General features: G+C 42.6%; 13 protein-coding genes and 1 other RNA gene. 2 read left to right on the top strand and 12 right to left on the bottom strand.

Going from position 1 to position 19,583, the window contains the following annotated elements; all coding sequences use genetic code 11:
• Positions 1 to 129: 129 nt before the first annotated feature.
• Both BMX30_RS16580 and BMX30_RS16575 read right to left on the bottom strand, forming a co-directional pair.
• Positions 130 to 1,341 carry an IS4 family transposase gene (locus BMX30_RS16580; RefSeq protein ID WP_090748239.1) on the bottom strand — a complete coding sequence of 404 codons (1,212 nt, stop codon included), beginning with the start codon at positions 1,339 to 1,341 and terminating at the stop codon, positions 130 to 132.
• 171 nt (positions 1,342 to 1,512) lie between these two features.
• The gene (locus BMX30_RS16575; protein WP_244532634.1) at positions 1,513 to 2,979 is read right to left on the bottom strand and encodes an alkaline phosphatase; all 1,467 of its coding nucleotides are present in this window, start codon (positions 2,977 to 2,979) and stop codon (positions 1,513 to 1,515) included.
• 351 nt (positions 2,980 to 3,330) lie between these two features.
• Between BMX30_RS16575 and BMX30_RS16570 the strand changes: the two genes are divergently transcribed.
• Positions 3,331 to 5,232, top strand: coding sequence for an NAD(P)/FAD-dependent oxidoreductase (locus BMX30_RS16570; protein ID WP_090748236.1), 1,902 nt, complete (start codon positions 3,331 to 3,333; stop codon positions 5,230 to 5,232).
• Between the two features lie 308 nt (positions 5,233 to 5,540).
• Here BMX30_RS16570 and ssrS read toward each other — a convergent pair.
• The 4 genes from ssrS to pxpB form a co-directional block, all read right to left on the bottom strand.
• Positions 5,541 to 5,737, bottom strand: a non-coding RNA gene (ssrS, locus tag BMX30_RS16565) — 6S RNA.
• A gap of 108 nt (positions 5,738 to 5,845) precedes the next feature.
• Positions 5,846 to 6,703: a 5-oxoprolinase subunit C family protein gene (locus tag BMX30_RS16560; RefSeq protein WP_090748233.1), complete on the bottom strand. Its 858-nt coding sequence runs from the start codon at positions 6,701 to 6,703 to the stop codon at positions 5,846 to 5,848.
• The gene (locus tag BMX30_RS16555; RefSeq protein WP_090748230.1) at positions 6,687 to 7,463 is read right to left on the bottom strand and encodes a LamB/YcsF family protein; all 777 of its coding nucleotides are present in this window, start codon (positions 7,461 to 7,463) and stop codon (positions 6,687 to 6,689) included. Before BMX30_RS16555 ends, BMX30_RS16560 begins: the two co-directional genes overlap by 17 nt.
• A gap of 90 nt (positions 7,464 to 7,553) precedes the next feature.
• Positions 7,554 to 8,309, bottom strand: a complete 756-nt coding sequence (pxpB, locus tag BMX30_RS16550) for a 5-oxoprolinase subunit PxpB (protein ID WP_090748227.1) — start codon at positions 8,307 to 8,309, stop codon at positions 7,554 to 7,556.
• A gap of 619 nt (positions 8,310 to 8,928) precedes the next feature.
• On the opposite strand from pxpB, the gene BMX30_RS16545 reads away from it, so the two are divergent.
• Complete coding sequence (locus BMX30_RS16545) at positions 8,929 to 10,662, top strand: DUF2207 domain-containing protein (protein WP_090748223.1); 1,734 nt, start codon at positions 8,929 to 8,931, stop codon at positions 10,660 to 10,662.
• A 99-nt stretch (positions 10,663 to 10,761) separates the two neighbouring features.
• Here BMX30_RS16545 and BMX30_RS16540 read toward each other — a convergent pair whose 3' ends face one another.
• The 6 genes from BMX30_RS16540 to BMX30_RS16515 form a co-directional block, all read right to left on the bottom strand.
• Positions 10,762 to 11,418, bottom strand: a complete 657-nt coding sequence (locus tag BMX30_RS16540) for a hypothetical protein (RefSeq protein ID WP_211482083.1) — start codon at positions 11,416 to 11,418, stop codon at positions 10,762 to 10,764.
• A 172-nt stretch (positions 11,419 to 11,590) separates the two neighbouring features.
• A complete protein-coding gene (locus BMX30_RS16535) occupies positions 11,591 to 14,674 on the bottom strand; it encodes an efflux RND transporter permease subunit (protein WP_090748220.1) in 3,084 nt (1,027 codons plus the stop codon).
• Positions 14,675 to 14,677: 3 nt separating this feature from the next.
• Positions 14,678 to 15,541, bottom strand: coding sequence for an efflux RND transporter periplasmic adaptor subunit (locus BMX30_RS16530; RefSeq protein ID WP_090748217.1), 864 nt, complete (start codon positions 15,539 to 15,541; stop codon positions 14,678 to 14,680).
• A 256-nt stretch (positions 15,542 to 15,797) separates the two neighbouring features.
• Positions 15,798 to 16,721 (bottom strand): TetR/AcrR family transcriptional regulator, encoded by a 924-nt coding sequence (locus BMX30_RS16525; protein WP_090748214.1) that lies wholly within the window; start codon positions 16,719 to 16,721, stop codon positions 15,798 to 15,800.
• A 356-nt stretch (positions 16,722 to 17,077) separates the two neighbouring features.
• Positions 17,078 to 18,697: an ATP-binding protein gene (locus BMX30_RS16520; RefSeq protein ID WP_090748211.1), complete on the bottom strand. Its 1,620-nt coding sequence runs from the start codon at positions 18,695 to 18,697 to the stop codon at positions 17,078 to 17,080.
• Positions 18,698 to 18,809: 112 nt separating this feature from the next.
• Positions 18,810 to 19,427 (bottom strand): transporter, encoded by a 618-nt coding sequence (locus BMX30_RS16515; protein ID WP_090748208.1) that lies wholly within the window; start codon positions 19,425 to 19,427, stop codon positions 18,810 to 18,812.
• Between the last annotated feature and the right edge of the window lie 156 nt (positions 19,428 to 19,583).

Raw genomic sequence — 19,583 nt, 5'->3', positions numbered from 1 at the left:
ATAGATGTAATTGATTTGAATATATTCAAAATTATTCCATACACTTCTCGGCGCAAAATGAAAAAAAGGAAATGAGGTTGTAATCGACCTTGTTCCCTTTTTTTTACAATATATATTAGAATCCATCATTTATTTGTGCTTCTTTTTCTTCTTTTCTGTTTTATCTCTAGCGACACTTCCAAATTCCGGCTTAGCTTTTGGCTTAGATATTGGTACTTTTTGTCTTCCCCTCGATGTTCTTTTCTTCTTCTTTTTCAAAGCTTTCATAAAAGAACCTACGGTTTGATAGAGATAGGTTTGTAATAATCTAAAGAATCCAAATGTAGTTCTATCTGATGGAATTTGAAGTTTTATTAATAAGGAAAGACCATATGCGATTAAAGCCAGGAACATTTGATTCCATATCCCTTGTGGCTTCGTGCTCCATATTTTTGTTAATTTCAAATGCTGTTTAACCCATTTAAAGAACAACTCAATTGTCCAACGGGCACGGTAGATTTCCATTACTTGTTGGTCCGTTAGGTCAAACCGATTCGTGAGAATTCGGTAGGTTCTCTCTTTTTCATCCATAAATTCAATGCAGCGAACAGGCTTTTTAGACACGTTATAGGATACTTTTGCATCAAGAGTCACGGATGGATGAGTGGGTGTGTACTTTTCTAAGATACCTAAACGAAGAGATTTGGTGATTCGAACAACATAGGATATCCCTTTTTCTTCCCAGGTTTCAAATTTTTCTCTGGAAGGATATCCACGATCCATCACATAAATGGAATTTGACTCTTCCACCAAATCATCTGAACCTTCATTGTCACTTAATTTACCTGAAGATGGTACAATTTTGTCGGGATAAACTACATCCTTTGACGCAACTACCAATCTTGTATGCATTTTAACCGCCGTATGGCTCTTTGAGATAAATGCCCAATCACATAAGTTTTTTGGTAATCTTATTTCAGTTGAATCAATAATTTTTAATACACCCAAACCATTAGGGAGCCCCGTCAACCCTCTGGTGAACAGCTGAATTTTCTTTACGACTTTAACAAAAAGATTTTGCAACCATTCAGTTGGCAGGTCGTAGATCCTGCGGCTTAACTGAGATCCGCTTATCTCCTTTACCCCAATCTCCTTACGGAGCTTTGGATGTGCCCCTAACTTTTCTTCCATGTTTTTATAAGAATCCCATTCGTCCAACTGAGCCGTTACGAAAATCTTGATTAAAGATTTAGTTGAAAGTTTTTTCCCATAATCAATTAGTGGACAATCAAAGTCCTCCAGCGGAAGTTCCGAAAGACATTGACAAATGAGCATTTCGCGTCCTATAATTTTCTTGTTCATTTTGAAACTCCTTTGTAGAAGACTTGTTTGTTTAGGGAACAAAACAAGGTCAACAACTTCTACAATAGGAGTTTTTTTCTTGTACGTAAAGACATTTTATTGAAAAAATGGAATTATTTTAAAGTCATGCAAGGCTAGTGGGCACCATCCAGCGTTTTACCATCCAGCGTTTTACAGTTCGTAGCCCATCAGTTTAGCAATAATTTTAGGGATATCTACATTATCAAGGACTCCTTCAAATTTCTCGGATCCGGCCCCGTAAGCAAACACTGGGACAAGATTGCCTGTGTGCCCCCCGGTACTACTCAAAGAACGCGTTGGGCTGTTCAAAGTACCGCCATGATAATGATTGGCAATGATGCTTCCGATTTCCCAGCCGACTTGTCTAGTTGGATAGACTTTCCCTCGTTTGTCTTTTACATTTTCGTTAAACTGCCTTATCTCATCCTCTGTAATATCAATATCGGCATAGGTTTTAAAGACATTTCGAATACTTTCAGCACTGTACTCATTTGAGCGATCTACTTTTTTTAGCTGGTTCGCCATGAACTCATGAGAGACGCCTATCTTTTTAAGCGCTTCGATATCCATTGCTTCTGTAGCTGAGATTCCCATTGTTTCATGATCAGCTAGTACGACGACCAAGGTATCGCCGTTTTCCTTTGCCCATTCGGTCGCGTACTTCACAGACTGATCAAACTCAATCGTTTCCTTCCAGACGCTTGTCAAATCAGCTGCATGTGAAGCATGGTCAATCCTGGCCCCTTCCACCATCATAAAAAAACCATTGTTCCCTTTAGAAAGGACCTCGATTCCTTTTGCAGTCATTTCCTTAAGGGTGGGCTCCTCACTCTTCACCTCGGCACGATCCACTGTGAAATTCATGTTATCTGGATGGAAGAGACCAAGTAATTTATTGCCGTTTGCCTCTGCCATCTCCGTACGGTTCGTCGCAAAGGAATAGCCTTTTTCTTTGAACTTACCGATTAAGTCGACTCCATCCTGATTCTCAGGTTTAAAATACTGACTGCCTCCGCCAAGGATAACGTCGATATCTCCTGCAAGCTGCTGTCTGGCAATTTCAGATTGGCCTTCCCAGCGGTTCGGCACACATGCGGTAAAAGCAGCTGGGGTCGCATCGGTAACTTTATTAGTCGAAATAACCCCGACTTGCCGTCCATCCTGCTTAAATTTTTTCAGGATGCTAGCCATTTCCTTTTTATCAGGCGAAACGGAAATCATTCCATTGTTGGTCTTCTCTCCCGTTGCGAGCGCCGTGCCACCAGCGGCAGAATCCGTCACCATATTATCATCCGAGTACGTATGAGCCAGCGCCACATTTGGCAGCGATTCCATAAACAAACGGCCATTCTTTCCATGCTCAAACAGGCGGGCAATTTCCATCTGGCCTAGGCCCATTCCATCCCCTACCATAAAAATGACATTTTTCGGACGATCAACGTTTTTCTGAGCGTGGTCACCATTTTTATTTTTGAAATGTTGCTCTGGCTCAGGGAATAGTGCCAGCGAGCTAGAGGAAGCATCAGCTATAGCATGATTTCCTACCCCAAAAGCCGTATATCCTGGTAAAAAAAGAATAATGGCAGCAACGATGAACATCAATTTTCGAATAAACATTAAAAGATCCTCCTTAAATATGTTCCATTTCCTATTATTTCAAGGAGGTAAACCAGAGAGTCAGGAAACTTTTTCCATCAGGAATAACTGTGTGCTGTTGAGGGTGGAATATTCTGGATGGTGCCTGGCACCATCCATTTTTTATACAATCTAAAATCGTGGATTTTACTACAGACGTGTTGGTATATCGCCACTATTAAATACTAATCGATAAACATTCCCAACAATCACTTTCTTGTCATTACCCCATCATATTTTCGTCACAAAACCTTGTGAAATTAGTCACAACTAAATTGTATGATTAAACTATAAAAGGTATCTTTCCTTAATAAATTTCGTTGGGGGTTCAACATGACTAATCTTTTTAATCCTATTAAAATTGGTCCACTTACAATAAAAAATCGTTTTATGATGGCTCCGATGGAAAATGGCCTTGCGGGAGAAGGCGGGGTAGTTAATGATCGAATCATACGTTTTTTCGAAGAAAGAGCGAGGAATGAAGTCGGGATTATCATAACTGGTTCTGTTGGGGTTTCTCCAGAAGGTAGAGGTCTACCTACCCAGCTTAGTATCTATGATGATAGATTTATTCCTGGTTTAAAAAAACTAACGAACGCGATTCACAATGCTGGGTCTCTAGCTGGAGCACAGATATACCATGCAGGCAGACAAGCTTCAGAAGCAATTACCGGTATTCAGCCTATTGCTCCTAGTGCCATTCCCTGCGCGGTGGTAGGCAATGATCCACGGGCAATGACCGTCGAGGAAATTCTTGAGATGAAGAAAACATTTGTTCAAGCTGCTCGAAGAACGGTTGAAGCAGGATTTGACATGGTTGAAGTCCATTTAGCACATGGATACCTACTGCATAGTTTTTTATCCCCACATAGCAATAAACGAACAGATGAATACGGTGGTAGCCTCGAAAATAGGATGCGTTTCCCAATCGAAGTTTTACGAGAAATTGCAGAAGTCTGCGGCAATCATACAGCTGTTACCATTCGAATCAGTGCTGACGAATACCTAGATGATGGTTTAAAATTCAATGAAGTCATAACCATCTGCCAAGAAGCCATCAAGGCTGGAGCACAGGCCATCAGTCTAACAGCTGGTAGCTACGATGCTGTTGAGTATACCATTCAACCCATGTTTATCGACCAGGGATTCTTAGTCCCTTTTAGTAAAAAGCTAAAGGAACTTGTTGATGTACCCGTTATTGTTGCCGGTAGACTGAATGACGCGAAATTAATGGAACGAATCATTGAGCAAGACGAAGCCGATATGTTAGCAATTGGCCGTGGACTAATTTCTGATGAAGAACTTGTTGTAAAAATGCACGAACAACGTTATGACGATATTCGTTATTGTGTAGCTTGCAATCAAGGCTGTATCGACAATGTCTTCCAAGGAAAAGGAATTACCTGTCTTGTTAATGCTCGCGCAGGGTTTGAAGCAGAAAGGCAGATTGAAGAAGCTATCACGAAGAAAAAGGTTGTTATCGTCGGTGCAGGGCCTGCTGGAATGGAAGCAGCCCGAGTCTCTAGACTCCGTGGACACACGGTAACACTCATTGATAAGGAGGAATCGGTTGGTGGGAAATTTAACATTCTTGCTACCCCACCGGAGAAAGATACGTTCCTTCTTTATAAAGATTATTTACACAATCAACTTACGAAACTCGGGGTTCAAATCATAAAAGAAAACATTAAGACTGTTTTCGATCTAAAAAAATATCAACCGGACAGTGTTATTATCGCGACGGGAGCTAACCAGACAACTCCATCAATTAAAGGGGCAGACCTAAATCATGTTATTTTGGCTGAAGATATTCTAAATGGCATAGAATCCGGTAACACAGTTGCCATAATCGGCGGTGGATTAGTCGGTACGGAAACGGCAAAATTCTTAGCTAATGCAGGAAAACATGTCACAATTATTGAAATGGCGGATTCGATTGGTCGTGGGGTCGGACCTACTTTTGCTGGGCACTTATTTGCCTATCTGGAAGAGCATAATGTAAATCAAATTGTTAATGCAAAAATCGTAGAGATTACACCTGAGAAGGTGATTCTTGAGAATCAGGAAGTGGTGGCCGATCAAGTCATTATTGCTGCAGGCTATGCTCCTAATAATTCTTTCATTGGAGAATTGAATCAGGAATTTAAAAATATCCAAACAATTGGTGACGTTAACCAAGCAAGAAGGATCATTGACGCGACAGAAGAAGGCTTTCTAGCGGCCTCACAAATCTGATACAAAAAACGGATGGCCCGAAGTGGTGGCTATTCGTTTTTTATTTCTCTTATCAAGGCTGTGTTAGAGTACTAGGTTAGTTTTTGATACCTTGACGGATTGTACTGAAAAGCGGAGGCGACTGCATCCTCTGAAAGGGAGTGGAGTTTCGTTCTAGGAGCCGCAGCTAGCCAGCTTATGACCCGAGGGGCTAGCGCTGGCGCTGGATACAGAAAACGAAAACAATCATCCACACTCTTTACTTTTATATGTACCTAAACAATAAAAAACCAGCTCCCGATTGGGAACTGGCTTGGTTGAAAAAACTATGTACAGCCGCATTTGCCGTAATGTTAGATAAGAAAGTTTTAAACCACCACTCCTCAAAGTGGGTGTTCGCAGAAACATTCTTGCCTGTCCTCCTTGTCATATAGACAGAGGCTTGTCAGTCCCGTTTCGATGTAAAACTCCCTATTACAGCATAAAGGTTAAAACTTAAATATGATTACGAACAACGCAGCTTATGTTTATATAATACCTAAATCATGAATGAGAATCAATGTAAAATCGTGGTAAATACCTTCGAAGCTGTTCCTATCTAACCGAAAGGCTGCAGCATCAGTACTTTGAATGCTTAAATAAAGTGAAACTTTATTTCTCCACCTTTTTTTAACTGAGCCACCTTCCAAAGATCATCTGAAGCAATTTTACCAATCGTGGCGTAACCTCCGATGGTTTGCGCATCGGCCATCAAAATAATCGGGTGGCCGCTGTTAGGGACTTGGATGGTTCCGAATTGAGTCGCTTCCGAAAGGATATCACTGCTATGAACAAAATCTAGTTTAGGTCCATCTAGAAGATACCCCATCCTGTCCCCCATTTTTAGCGTATAGGTCGTCTGAAAGAATTCCTCTAGAGCAACTTCCGTAAACATGGCCAAATGGGGACTCCGCCATACTTTCACCTGAATCTGCTGGGAATACGAAGGAACCTCTGACCGGCATAACCCTGTTTGGAACCCACCGCCACTCTCTCGCTTCGCATATAGGATCCTATCTCGCTTAAGAGGCGTCCCAAGCAACCCCTTTGGATAGACAGACCCACTTCCTAACAACAGCTCCGCCTCAAAGCCCCCTTCAGGTATCACATAAGCGATGCTACCTTCAATCGCTCGGGTAAAGCTCAATATCTGGCCTTTAAAAATAGTGAAGGTTTTCCAAGTCGGTACAGGAGCCCCGTCAAGCATTACCCCCAAATCAGCACCCGTAATAACAATTCGATGGTCGCTAAGGACTTCAAACTCTTGGCCACCTAAAAATAACTCCAACGAGGGACTATTTTCATCGTTACCGATAATGTATTGACCTAAGTGATAGGCCTTAGCATCCATCGGACCTGAAACAGGTACTCCAAAACGCTGATAGCCAAAGCGCCCTTTATCCTGAATCGACCCGTAGGTCCCTACTTTTTTTACCTTAAATAGAGGAATCATCTGTGATCCCTACCTGGAGGACTTTGACTCCTTCTTTCTCCAACGCTTCCCGGATTTGCGCAGTATGGTGAGCAACATTTTGCCCATCCCCATGGAAGCATATTGTATCTGCCTTTAAGCTAACCCAGTTCCCGGATGCTGTTTTCACCCGCTGATGAAAGACGATTTCCTTCACCTGATCGAGGATTTCCTCATACGTTCTCAACACCGCATTCGGCATAAGCCTTGAGGTTAATTTTCCCTCATCGGTATACTGTCGATCGGCAAAAGCTTCCGAAGCCGTTTTTAAGCCAAGCCTTTTCCCTGCTTCAACCAGTTCACTATTGCACAATCCAAATAAAATGGAATCCGGGGCAGCATCATGAACCGCCTTAGCTACTGCTTCAGCAATTGTTTTATCACTAGCTGCCGCATTATAGAGGGCACCGTGAGGCTTCACATGCTGAAGAGGCACGCCATGAATCTCACAAAATTGTTTTAATGCCCCAATTTGATAAACAACTGAGTTATAAACTTCCGACGGGGTCATTTTTAACTCTCTGCGGCCAAAGCCTTGAAGGTCTGGATAACCTGGATGTGCACCAACCGCGACCCCGTGTTCCTTTGCACTTTTAACCGTTGCTTGCATGACATTAAAATCCCCGGCATGAAAGCCGCAGGCAATATTAGCAGACGTAATGTTCAAGAACAACTTCTCATCTTCACCGATTGTAAACGTTCCGAAACTCTCGCCAACGTCTGCATTTAAATCGATTCTCATATAGGCACACCCTTCCTAATTTCCTCCCCCTAAAAGAATAGGGGTGCTTGGTCACAATAGACAGTAGTTAAATTGCATTTTCCAACCTAATTAGAGTAAGTCAGACATAGTAACAAACTCGCTAATCGCTTCCGGGTGTTTATCCATCTGACTCTTTATTTCAGCATACTCCTCTTTTGTAATCGGAGAAAATCCTAGCTGATCCCCTGCTTGAATAAAAAAGGGTTCTTTCCTGTCTGGACGATAAAGGTCAAGAGGCGTTTTACCAATAATATTCCATCCACCAGGACTATCCAAGGGGTAAATCCCCGTCTGGTGGCCACCGATGCCAACGGTTCCCTTTTCTACCCTGAATCTTGGGGTATGAAGCCTTGGCGTCGCCAATCTCTCATCCAATTTCCCTAAGTAAGGGAACCCCGGTAAAAATCCAATCATATAGACAGTGTAGATTGGCTGGCAATGGAGGGAGATGATGTCGTTCGCCGTCAAGTTTGTATGAGCAACAACCCTCTCGATATCTAGACTGAATTCTTCGTCATAACATACAGGAATCGTTAATTTCCGTACAGAAAGTGTGCTCTCCGTCTCCTCACTCTTCTGCCATTTGGATAATAGTCGCTCTACGATTTCTGCCATATTACTCGGTTCTTTTTTTAAATATACGGTAACCGTGTTATAGGTTGGGACGATTATCTCTAAAAGATAGAAACCATCTTGTTCAACCATATTTGAAAACTGCATTACATGAAAATACGTTTCCTGGTCCACCTGATCGCCAAATTTAAAGCGAATGCTCTTCTCACCCGTCACCATTGCTTCGGGCTGCTGTTTTCGTTGCTTACTCATTTTTTTCAACAGCCCCTATTGCTATATGTTCTTTCATTATTCCACCCCTACCAGTTTAATCCGTTGATAAAACAGGCTGTGCTTTCTTTTATGTTACATAATTTTTTAAAAATTTTAAATAAATAACCACTAAACTAATGGAGAAACACAAAACAGCCGCAAAGAGAGTGGAATACGCTAGCGGAAAAACCCTGGATGGTGCTAAGCCGCCGGCTCTTCCTACTTTGGGCACCAATGGGCCTTGTTGGTGACCTTTCTTCCTTAGACTCTTCCCACTTTGGGCACCAGCCTTGTTGGTGACCTTTCTTCCTCAGACTCTTCCCACTTTGGTCACCAATAGGCCTTATTGGTGACCTTTCTTCCTCCGGCTCTTTCCACTTTGGGCACCAATGGGCCTTGTTGGTGACCTTTCTTCCTTAGACTCTTCCCACTTTGGGCACCAATGGGCCTTGTTGGTGACCTTTCTTCCTCCGGCTCTTCCTACTTTGGGCACCAATGATTCTTGTTGGTGCCTTAACTACACCATTTCCGTTACACCATAGACTCATCTGTGAAACTTTTCCATCTATTTATTCGTAGTATTTCTTATAGATATGAGAAAGGAAGGACGGCGGTACAGATGGCAGCTAAGGGAAAAATCTCTGTTATGTTCTTACTCGCAGCGATCACGTTGGTTTTCCTGTTCCCACGCGAAGGGCTCGCGGTTGACTATTCGATTACTGATGTACGGATTGATGCTCATTTATTACCTAATGGGAACGTTGAAGTAAATGAGACTCACACGTACAACTTTGATGGCGAGTTTAACGGAATTACCAGAATGCTAGTCCCAAAGGAAGGAACGAGCATCGGAGAATTTGAGGCGGCGGAGAACGGAGAAAACTTAAGGGTTGAAAAAGAGGATGACCTCTACCTCGTTCATCGAAAAGGAGAAGATGAACAAATCACTGTTTCGTTGGGGTATACGATTGAAAATGGTGTCGATGTCTACTCCGATGTGGCTGAATTTTACTGGCCATTCTTTGACGACCGAAATGAATCGTCTTACGAAAACCTTACAGTCACCATTCTTCCTCCAGAGGAAACCACAGACGTGCTTGGCTTTGGATATGACGAAGCGTTTCAGACTGAGATGATTTTGTCTGATGGAAAGGTGGTTTTTGAACTCGGAGAGGTGCCAGCTGGAGAAAATGGGGATATTCGCGTTGCCTATGATGCTACCCTTTTCCCAAGTGCCTCACTGACAGCCAGCAAGCCAATGAGGACGGAGATTATAAAAGCTCAGCAAGACTTGCTCGACGAAGCTGCGGCACGGGTAGAAACACAACAAACTCTTTCAACGATTGCGAAAGTCGGGGTACCTATTTTAGCCATTCTACTCTTTGGGTTAATGTTACTCACCTACTTGAGGTACAAGATGAAAAAAGCGGCTGTTGAACGAGAAGCTGCCGATACCTTTTTTGTCCCTGAACAAGTAATGAGTTTGCCGGCAACAATATATTTCACAAATGGAGCTAGCCAATCAGCAGAAGCGATGGCGGCGGCGTTAATGGATTTAGTTAGGCAGGGTTATGTTAGCCAAGTCTCTAACACTCAATTTAAAATTAACTCACACAATGAGAAAGGGTTAAAACACCATGAGCGGATGCTTATCTCGTTCTTATTTTATACAGTCGGAAAAGAAGGCCAATTTAGTTTCAACGACCTTTCGGCATACATTAAAAACAAAGCCAATCACCAAACCTATCATTCTAATGAAGTAAAATGGATGCAAGCAGTCGCTAGTGAAGTGAAGGAAAAGGGCTTATATGAGAAAAATAAAGGCTATCGGTGGACGCTCGCGGTCATTAGCCTCCTTTTATTGCCAGTTATTATCCTTTTTGCTACTTATGATTTAATCGGATGGTTTCTTGCTGGTGGAGTGTTGTTTTTAACAGCTATTTTCTATGCGATCTTTTATAAACCGAAAACATGGATTGGATTAAAGATCATTCACGATTGGGGGCTGCTGAAGGAACGGTTTAAGGGCTTAACAGGGGAAGAATGGCAAGGGCTAAGCAAGGATGAACAAATGCGTGCCTATATATACGGAATTGGTATTAAGAACAAGGGGATTGTGGAGAAGAACGAGGAACTTGTGAAATCTTTTCAGACGCCATTGAAGTACCAATTTAAAAACACTGGTGCATACACCCCGGCAGATATCGCAGCGTTCACTTATTTTGGACCTCTCGCGTCCTCATCGTTCCACAACGCAAACCAAACATCACAAAGCAGTATCTCCAGCTCAACTAGCACTAGTACTGGCGGAGGCGGTGTCGGCGGTGGAGGCGGAGGATCAGGTGCCTTTTAACCCAAATTCTGGATGGTGCCTGGCACCAACTAGTTTTTCCATACAAAATTTCCATACAAAAAAGCGGGTTTCCTCTTTTAATTGAGGCACCCGCTTTCTTTATCCATTTCTCGTTTGTTTATGTTCGTTAGCGTTCTCTTTGCCAGTCAAAAATCCTCCTGTGATCCCCTGCCCATTTAATAGGCGAAGAATTTTTTCAAGTTGTTTTTCATCCGTCACCACGACAAAGTTTGGCTCGAAGAATCTTGTGTTTTTCAAATGAAGGGTCAGCTTAAAGCCATAATTGACGCGGTCATCGAGACCATATAGCTCATGCCAACGGATAATCTCCTCCACTTCATATCCCTTTATTTGATGGGTAGAATAGGTTCTTCCATTGAAGATTACCCCTTCCTGAAGAATAAACAAGCTCCCTTTATGTGGAATTATTTTAATAAGCATATAAAAGAAGTAAGCAAAGCTAAAAAAGACCGAATCCAACCAATCTGTCCACAACACCATAGCAATTAAACTAGTTAAAAATATTAGGACTGCTATCGTTCCCCATTTGACATAAAGATAGGACTTTGTTGTTTTCGTCAGTGGTTCCATCCTTTTCCATTCATGCGGAATGAGGATGCTAGCATACTCTTGTTCATTTTTTGGATATAGCGCCCGATGAGAAATTTCAGCAGCCTTCGTTAAGCTCACCTGATAGCGAATTAAATAGACAATAGCAAAGATAAAGATTCCGAGAAATAAGAGGTCCAGTATCAACTTCGCTCCTCCCCTCCATTTATTTCACAAAGTCCATTATGACACAAAATTCAGAAAGAACAAACACATCTACACAGAATAATTGGAAATATTTTGGATGGCGCCTGGCACCTAGGAGATAATTGGGTTTCAACATAAAAAACTGGATGGTGCCAGGCACCATCCAGTTTTTTTACATTTCTTCTGCTTGTTTTTTGCGTTTTCTTCTTCTTCCGGTCATCCATGCGGTTAGGTTATCGAACATGGTGTAGATGACAGGAACTAGGAAGAGCGTGAACAGCGTGGATACGCTGAGTCCGAAGATGATGGTGATCGCGAGTGGCTGTTGCATTTCGGCACCTTCACCTAATGCGAGCCCCAATGGAATCATCGCCAGCACGGTCGTTAACGTCGTCATCAAGATTGGACGCAATCTGCTTCGTCCGGCCTCAATGATGGCCTCATTCCGTTCCATGCCTCTTCCACGTAAAATATTAATATAATCCACCAACACGATGGAGTTATTTACAACAATCCCGGCTAACATAATCAGCCCAATAAACCCTGGAACACTTAGCGGAACATCAGCGATAAATAAGCCGCCAAGGACCCCAATCACCGATGTCGGCAGAGCGAACATGATGATAAATGGATACAGGAAGTTTTCAAACTGTACCGCCATAACAGCGTATACTAGGAAGATTGAGAACACTAGCGCAACTGCAAGATCAACGAACGCCTCTTGCATATCGGCCGCTTCCCCGCCAATCGTATAGCCGTACCCTTCCGGGAAGTTCATCGCTGCAAGATGAGACTCGATTTCTTCACTCACACTTCCCAAATCACGTCCAACTAATTCGCTTGTCACATTGATTTGCGGCTGCTGATTTTGTCTTTGCAGCGAGACAGGTCCTTGTGATTCCACAATTTCCGCCACTTCATCTAGTGGCATAACTGCCCCTGTTGCGGTTTGAATTTTTACATCTTTCAAATCACTGATTGTACTACGCTCATTCTCTGGATAGATGAGGGTAACATTCATTTCCTGACCTTCTTCACGGTATCTGGTCGCGGTTTGGCCCATAAACTGCATCTGCACTTGGCTCATGATTTGTTCTTGCGTAAGGCCATAGGCAGCTGCTTTCCCTTCATCAACCAAAATACTCATCTGCGGAACACCTTCGGATGCTCCACTTTCAGGATTAGACACGCCATCAATCGTTGCAATTTCCGCAACAACCTCTTCGGCTAGCTCACGTAAGACGTCATGCTCCGGTCCGTTTAATTCAATTTGAATTGGATTTCCCGTACTTAAACCGGCATCTTGTGCCCCAGCAGTAATCTCTGCACCAGCAATCAACTGCATTTTTTTATCCATATCTTGCATAATTTCTGCCGTTGATTGATCCCTTTCGGTTACCGGCACAAGCTGCAACGTATAAGAGGCTCGGTTAGAAGATCCTCCTCCCATGCCCATGCCGCCGCCACCAACGGTCACATAGCTAACTTCAACGACATCATCGTACTCTGCAATCACTTCATTTACTTGTTCAATCACTTCTAACGTGTATTCCGACTTTGTACCTGATTCGGTTTCAACAGTAATTTGCGCCTGTCCCTGATCGGCTGCTGGCATTAATTCCGCACCAATCAGTGGGATGAGCGCCAAACTTCCCGCAATACCCAGGACGGTGACGAGCACGCTCGTTTTCCGGAACCTCAACACGCGTTTTAATCCACCTGTATATTTCGTTCTCACCCAATCGAGGAACTTGTCAAACCAATAACGGCGCCCATCCTTTTCGATTGCCGAAGAAAGCAGCTTTGAAGACAGCATCGGCACTAAAGTAATTGCCACAACAAGCGAGGCAACAAGTGAGAAGGCCACTGCCAACCCAAGCGGAAGGAATAAATCAGCCGCAATTCCTTGGACAAACACCATTGGTAAAAACACAACCAATGTCGTCGTCGTTGAGGCAATAACCGCTGGCGCCAGTTCAGAGGCTCCCATCGTTGCCGATTCTACTAAGCTATACCCTCGTTTTCGATACGAGTAAATATTTTCTAAAATAACAATCGAGCTGTCGACCATCATCCCGATCCCTAACGCTAATCCACCGAGCGTCAGCACATTCAACGTTTGTCCGGTAAAATACATCAAAGCAAACGTCGAGATTAACGCAATTGGAATCGATAATCCGATAACTAACGTCGCTCGGATACTTTTTAAAAATAACAGCAGGATTAAAACGGCAATGACGCCACCAATCAAGATGTTTTGGATGACCGAGTCGATGGACATCGTGATAAATTCAGAGGTATCAATCAAGGTCGCAAGATTGATGTCAGCGGATAAGTCCCCTTCGAGTTCCTCTAAACTATCGGTGACATTTCCAGCCACTTCGACCGTATTGGCATCCGTTTGTTTCATGATGGACAACACTAACGATGGTTCACCATTAACTAGAGCTGTCGAAGTGGTATCTGAGAAGGTATCAGATACTGTCGCAACATCATTTAAAAGGATAGTTGCCCCTGTTGGAGTTTGAATAATCGTTCGACCAATATCCTCAACCGATTCAAATTCACCGGTAACCCTCAGTTGGAGATTTTGATTCCCCTTTTCAATCGTCCCGACAGAACCGGAGCGATTCGTACTATTTAGCGCTTGAACAATGGTTTGCGCGTTTACCCCGTATTGTTGCAGACTTGCAGGGTTTAGCTCGAGCTGGATTTCACGCTCTTTTGCCCCCTCAACCGTAACAGATGCAACACCCGCTTGACGTTCAAGATACGGGACAATTTGTTCGTTGGCGATTTCCGTTAAGTGGGCCGTGTCTTTCCCCGTTACCCCAATGAACATCACCGGCATCGCCTCTGGACTAAACCTTAAAATTCTCGGGTCCCCTGCTTGTTCTGGAAGCATCGGTCTGACTTGATCGATTTTTTCCCTGACATCGAGCAAAGCCTGGTCCAAATCGACGTCATTTTTAAACATCATCATCACCATCGAGGAGCCAGCTTGCGACTGGGATTGAAGCGTATCGATGCCCTCGACAGTACTAACCGCACCTTCAATACTTCGACTGATTAAGTTTTCAACATCTTCAGGAGCGGCATCTTGATAACTTGTGACGACTACGGCGATTGGTAGATCGATTTTAGGAAAAAGATCGACCGCCAAGTTTCGGACGGAAACAACCCCGAGCGCAATGATCGCAAGGACAATCATGATGACGCCGACTGGTCGTTTAACTGATGTATTTACTAACTTCAATGTCTATTCCCCTTTCACAACGTTCACCTGAACGCCGTCTGAAAGTGTAAGCTGCCCGGTGACCACGAGTTCATCGCCTTCTTGAACATCGCCTTCAATCGCAGTCTGAGCCGACTGCGTTTCAACCACGGTCACTACCTGTTGAACAGCCTTGTTGTCTTGAATCACATACACATATGTTTCGTCATTTCCTTCGATAATCGCTGCCGTTGGAACGATTAAGGCATCCTTCACCTGTTGTTCCGGCACGAATAGTTCTACAACCATTCCTGGTAAAATGGCTTTGTTTTTATTCGACACTGTTGCTTCGATTGGATATAAGCCAGTGTCGTCCGGCACCGTGCTGATGGAAGTAATCGTAGCCTCGTATTCTTCATTATGAATCGTAGCTGTCAATTTTTTATCAATAGTGAAAAGCTTACGAACATCAGCGGTAACCGCGAAGTTCAGCTTCATCATCTCCAAATCGGCGATAAGCGCAAATGGTTGTTCATTGGAGACATAATCCCCTTCTGCAGCTGTTAAATTTAAAATTTCTCCGTCTCTCGGTGCTCGAATGTTCTGTTTCCCCATAGGAGTAGCGATTTTCGCAATGATATCGTCTTCTTCGACTTGGTCACCATTCTTCACTTCGAGCGTATCTAGTTCACCTGGTGTTTGAATGAGGATCGGTGTTGTCGTATTAGCGGCCGTTCGCCCGAAGACCGAGCGCTCAATCGTCAAGTCCCCTGTTGCTGCCTCCTCAACTTCCACAGCTACGACTCGTTCTTCAATTGCTGCGTTTGTATCTTCTGAATCTCCTTCGGAACAAGCCGCAAGTGAGGAGAGGAGGAGGATGGCTGTAGCACTAAAAAGCATTTTTTTCATCTAAAAATAGCTCCTTTCAATGGTAAGGTCATTAATGGTTCGTTTGTATTGGTTATAACGACAGGAAATTATCTGTATTGGTAGTATCCTGTTAATTCAGGCGGACATGTTTGGGCACTGCTGTCGTTGGCTGGATATTTCGTTAAATAGGCTGACAGCGGTGCGTTATGCATTTCAAGTGTCTACACTCGACCGTCTAACTTGGCCAAGTCGCCCTAGTTGTCCCTATTTTTAGTATCCATTGGACTTTCAAGTTTTAAGGCAATAACTTCACATCTAAAAGTCGGGCAATTTCCTGGCATTCTTGCTCCACTTCCGCAATCGGATTAAAATGAGCAAGCAAACCTTGAATTAATACAGGCTGGCAATTCTCTTTTCCTACCTCTGCTTCTAAAAGGTCGATCACCTCGTACAGCTGATTGATTTTTTCATCAGGAAGGGCTAACCCCTGAAGTTTTTCCTTAAGTTCCAAAATTGTTTCTGGTAGACTTCGAGTCTCATCGGTTTGGCCGCGCCTCTTCTCGTAGGTATGTGGAAGTTGGTTGATGACGACAAGTGCTTCCTCCTGGCGCTCACGCATTCCTTTGACAAGGTCATCCAACCGTCTAACGAGGAACGGGCCTAGTTTTTCAATTTCAATGTCCACTTCATCGTGCAGCTTCCACTTTAAATAGGACTGAAGCAAACCCTCTAATTGTATAACTGTATCCACTAAGTTTGGTTTCATTTCTTCAGGTCCATAAATGGCTTCAATATTCTCACGCATCCAGTGGTAGCTGTCCACCTTGATCTTCTGTGTTAACTCATCCACACTACCTGCAATTGATATATTCTCTCGCAGATGCATCATAATAAAATCTTTATGATCGTAGATATACTGCATCCAGACGTTAATTTGCTTCGCAAGGCTCTCCTTTGGCGAAAGATCCACCTGCCTTACTCGCTCTATTCTTTCCTTCATTTGCGAGTAAAAATGTTGATAGGCCGTGAGCATAAATTCTTCCTTCGATTGAAAATAAACATAAAATGATCCCTTAGATACACCCGCCTCATTGGTTATCTCTTGAATCGATGTCCGGTGATAGCCTTTGCTAGCAAATAACTTCATTCCAGAATCAAATAACCTCTTCTTCTTTTCATTCATATCAACACCTGTTTCTACTACGTATTTCTTATCCAATTAGTTTCACTTTTTTGACTCAGCGGTCATCGGTGACTTACCGGTCAGTCATAACAATCCAATAAAACATTCACCTTCCCATTCTATCCAAATCAAACCCTAGATACAAGCAAGACAAAAAATTGTTGGAATTCATATAGAAGGGAAATGGTAGATAACTGGATGGTGCCTGGCACCTGGTAGGATTTGGTTAAACTAAAAAAACAGAAGCCCTAGGTTATCGTCCTGTTTTCACTACACTTATTATTTAGTATAGATTGTGGTAAATTTCCACTGTTTTAAATTCTTTCAACAAGTTTCGATCCCCTAAAACTTGGAAGGTGCCAGGCACCTTCCAGGGATTTTCCATTCATCACCTACAAACAGGGGAGGGTGATTTCAACTGTGGTTCCCTCTTGAACTTTGCTTTTATACACGATGCTGCCATGATGCTGCTTAATTATTTTATGGCAGATCATCAAGCCTAACCCTGTGCCTTTTTCTTTTAACGAGTAGAAAGGTTCACCTAAGCGAGGCTGGAGTTCCTCTGGAATACCACAGCCATGGTCTTGAACGGAAAGCAAACATTCCTTATCGCCAATTTTCCTTATTTGAATGTTGATATCTCCGCCGTCTTTCATGGCCTCTATGGCATTCTTTAAGACATTTAAAAACACTTGTTTAATTTGATTTTGCTCACAAGTGATTATGATTGGCTTTTCTTCTCCCTTAAGATGAAAGCGAACATCATTCATAAGAGCTTGGGGAGATAAGATTTGAATGGTATTTTCGACCAACTCTTGTACGTTCTTCTCAGTGAGCTGAACCGCTTGTGGTTTCCCAAGTGACAGAAGTTCACTCGTGATTCCTTCTATCCTACTTAACTCACTTAAAACTAAATCATTATATTGCGTCGACCCACCTACTACTTTATTAAGCTGGACAAACCCTTTTATCGTAGTAAGCGGATTTCTAATTTCATGCGCGACTCCCGCAGCTAACTCCCCTACAATCGAAAGCTTTTCTGATTGCAATAACAGTTCTTCCGCTTTTTTACGCTCAGAAATATCGCGACTTATGATAACAATCTGTTCAATCTCGCCATTTTCCCCTACAACAGGCTTACATCTTGATTCAAACTCAATCCAATGCCCTTCACTATGTTTCATACGGAATTCTAAGGTAGATGAATTTTTATGATTAAACATCATCTCAATGGTCTGTTTATACATGGTTACATCCTCTGGATGAATAAAACCGCATAACACGGTCTTCTCTAAGTCCGACTGTTTAAAACCGAGCACTGATTGGTGGGAAGGTGAAAAATAACTAATCGTATGGTCACTCCTCACCACCATGATCAGGTCAGACGTATTCTCAGCAATGAGCCGGTAATTTGCTTCGCTATCCCATAGAAGCTTGTACATCGCAGACAGCTGCTGATGGACCCGATAGAGCTTTCCATATGATTCTAGCAACACGCCTCCTAAAATTACCCCTAAGATGACAAACGAAACATACTGAACGTGAAAAGCAGGGTGATCTTCCAAGATATTAAAATAAAAAACAATCATCGTATACATGACAACATAAGCAACAACAATAATTGTACATTTTTTAACTAGACTAAAACGTTTTATATAAAAATGGAGAACAGAAAAACTCACCATAATCATTGTCCATCCCATAATCGCTGGATACCAATTCCCACTCTGGACCAGTCTCGCGACTAACATAATTGCTCCAGTAATGATTCCTGATACGGGTCCAAAATACGCAAATACAAGAATGGCAGGCGCGTAGCGAATATCGTAGGAATACCCAAGGTGCTGAATCGATAACATCACCAAAATGACAGAAACGATTCCCCCGTAAATTCCGACCCAAATGCGATAATACTTAATAGACTTAAACTGAATAGAACTAAGAAGAACCAAAGGCAGAATAACCAATAAGGAAAAAATAGAAAGATTAACAATATAATCAAATAAAAACATTGGACATTCCACCATTCCCGGAAAATTACTTAGCTACAATTATATTAAATCATGAACTGGTGCTGTGCACACCCAAAAACTGGATGGTGCCTGGCACCATCCAGTTTCTGGGTTAGAACCGCTCATTCTCTGTTCTGGTCTTTCTTAACCTTAGATAAATATTTTCGAACTTAGTAAAAGCCCACTGCAAGGCTACACCTTGTAATAAGATTCCGATGATTGATGTGCCTGTTAATGCCCAAATGGATATTGGACTCTCTATTACATAAGTCTGGTGACCGAAAAATAATAGGTGACTAAAGATGACATAAATAGAATCATAGTAAGTATGAATTGAACCTTCCAGCCACCTAATGACAATAGACTCAGCTACCAATAACAAGGCAAGAATCGTTATAAACACGGTTAAAGATTGGTAGGTTAGTTTCTCAATATACGGACTAATATAGTACTTAGTAATCGTTTTAAGACGGAATAAATAAATGACGCGAACGAATCGAGCCACCTGGAAAAACTGATCAAACGGAATGATGGCAATTAACAAAAAAGGGTTGCGCTTTATAAAGCTCCACTTCTCCTTAGAAGTTAATAATCTAATGAAATAATCTATTACGAACACTAACCATACAAGCCAATGAATCGTTGAATTATAGGTTTCCTCTGTCCATATGGTCACAACGGTAAGCATGACGAGAAGAAGCATCAAGCTCTCGTACACGATTTTAAACATCCTTCCCCTCACCACCTCCCAATTACTGGATGGTGCCTGGCACCCTCCAGCTTCGCTCAAAATTGGTACACTTAAATAGTATGAAGGAATGATCTGTGAATTCCAATACTAAAACGAGGCTTCAGTACATCCTTTGTTTTTAGCTGTGATTCTATA

The sequence above is a fragment of the Mesobacillus persicus genome (assembly GCF_900109925.1).
Classification (GTDB): Bacteria; Bacillota; Bacilli; order Bacillales; family Cytobacillaceae; genus Mesobacillus_B; species Mesobacillus_B persicus.
The sequence above is the reverse complement of the archived record's forward strand: the minus strand, read 5'-3'. Positions and strand labels throughout refer to the sequence as shown.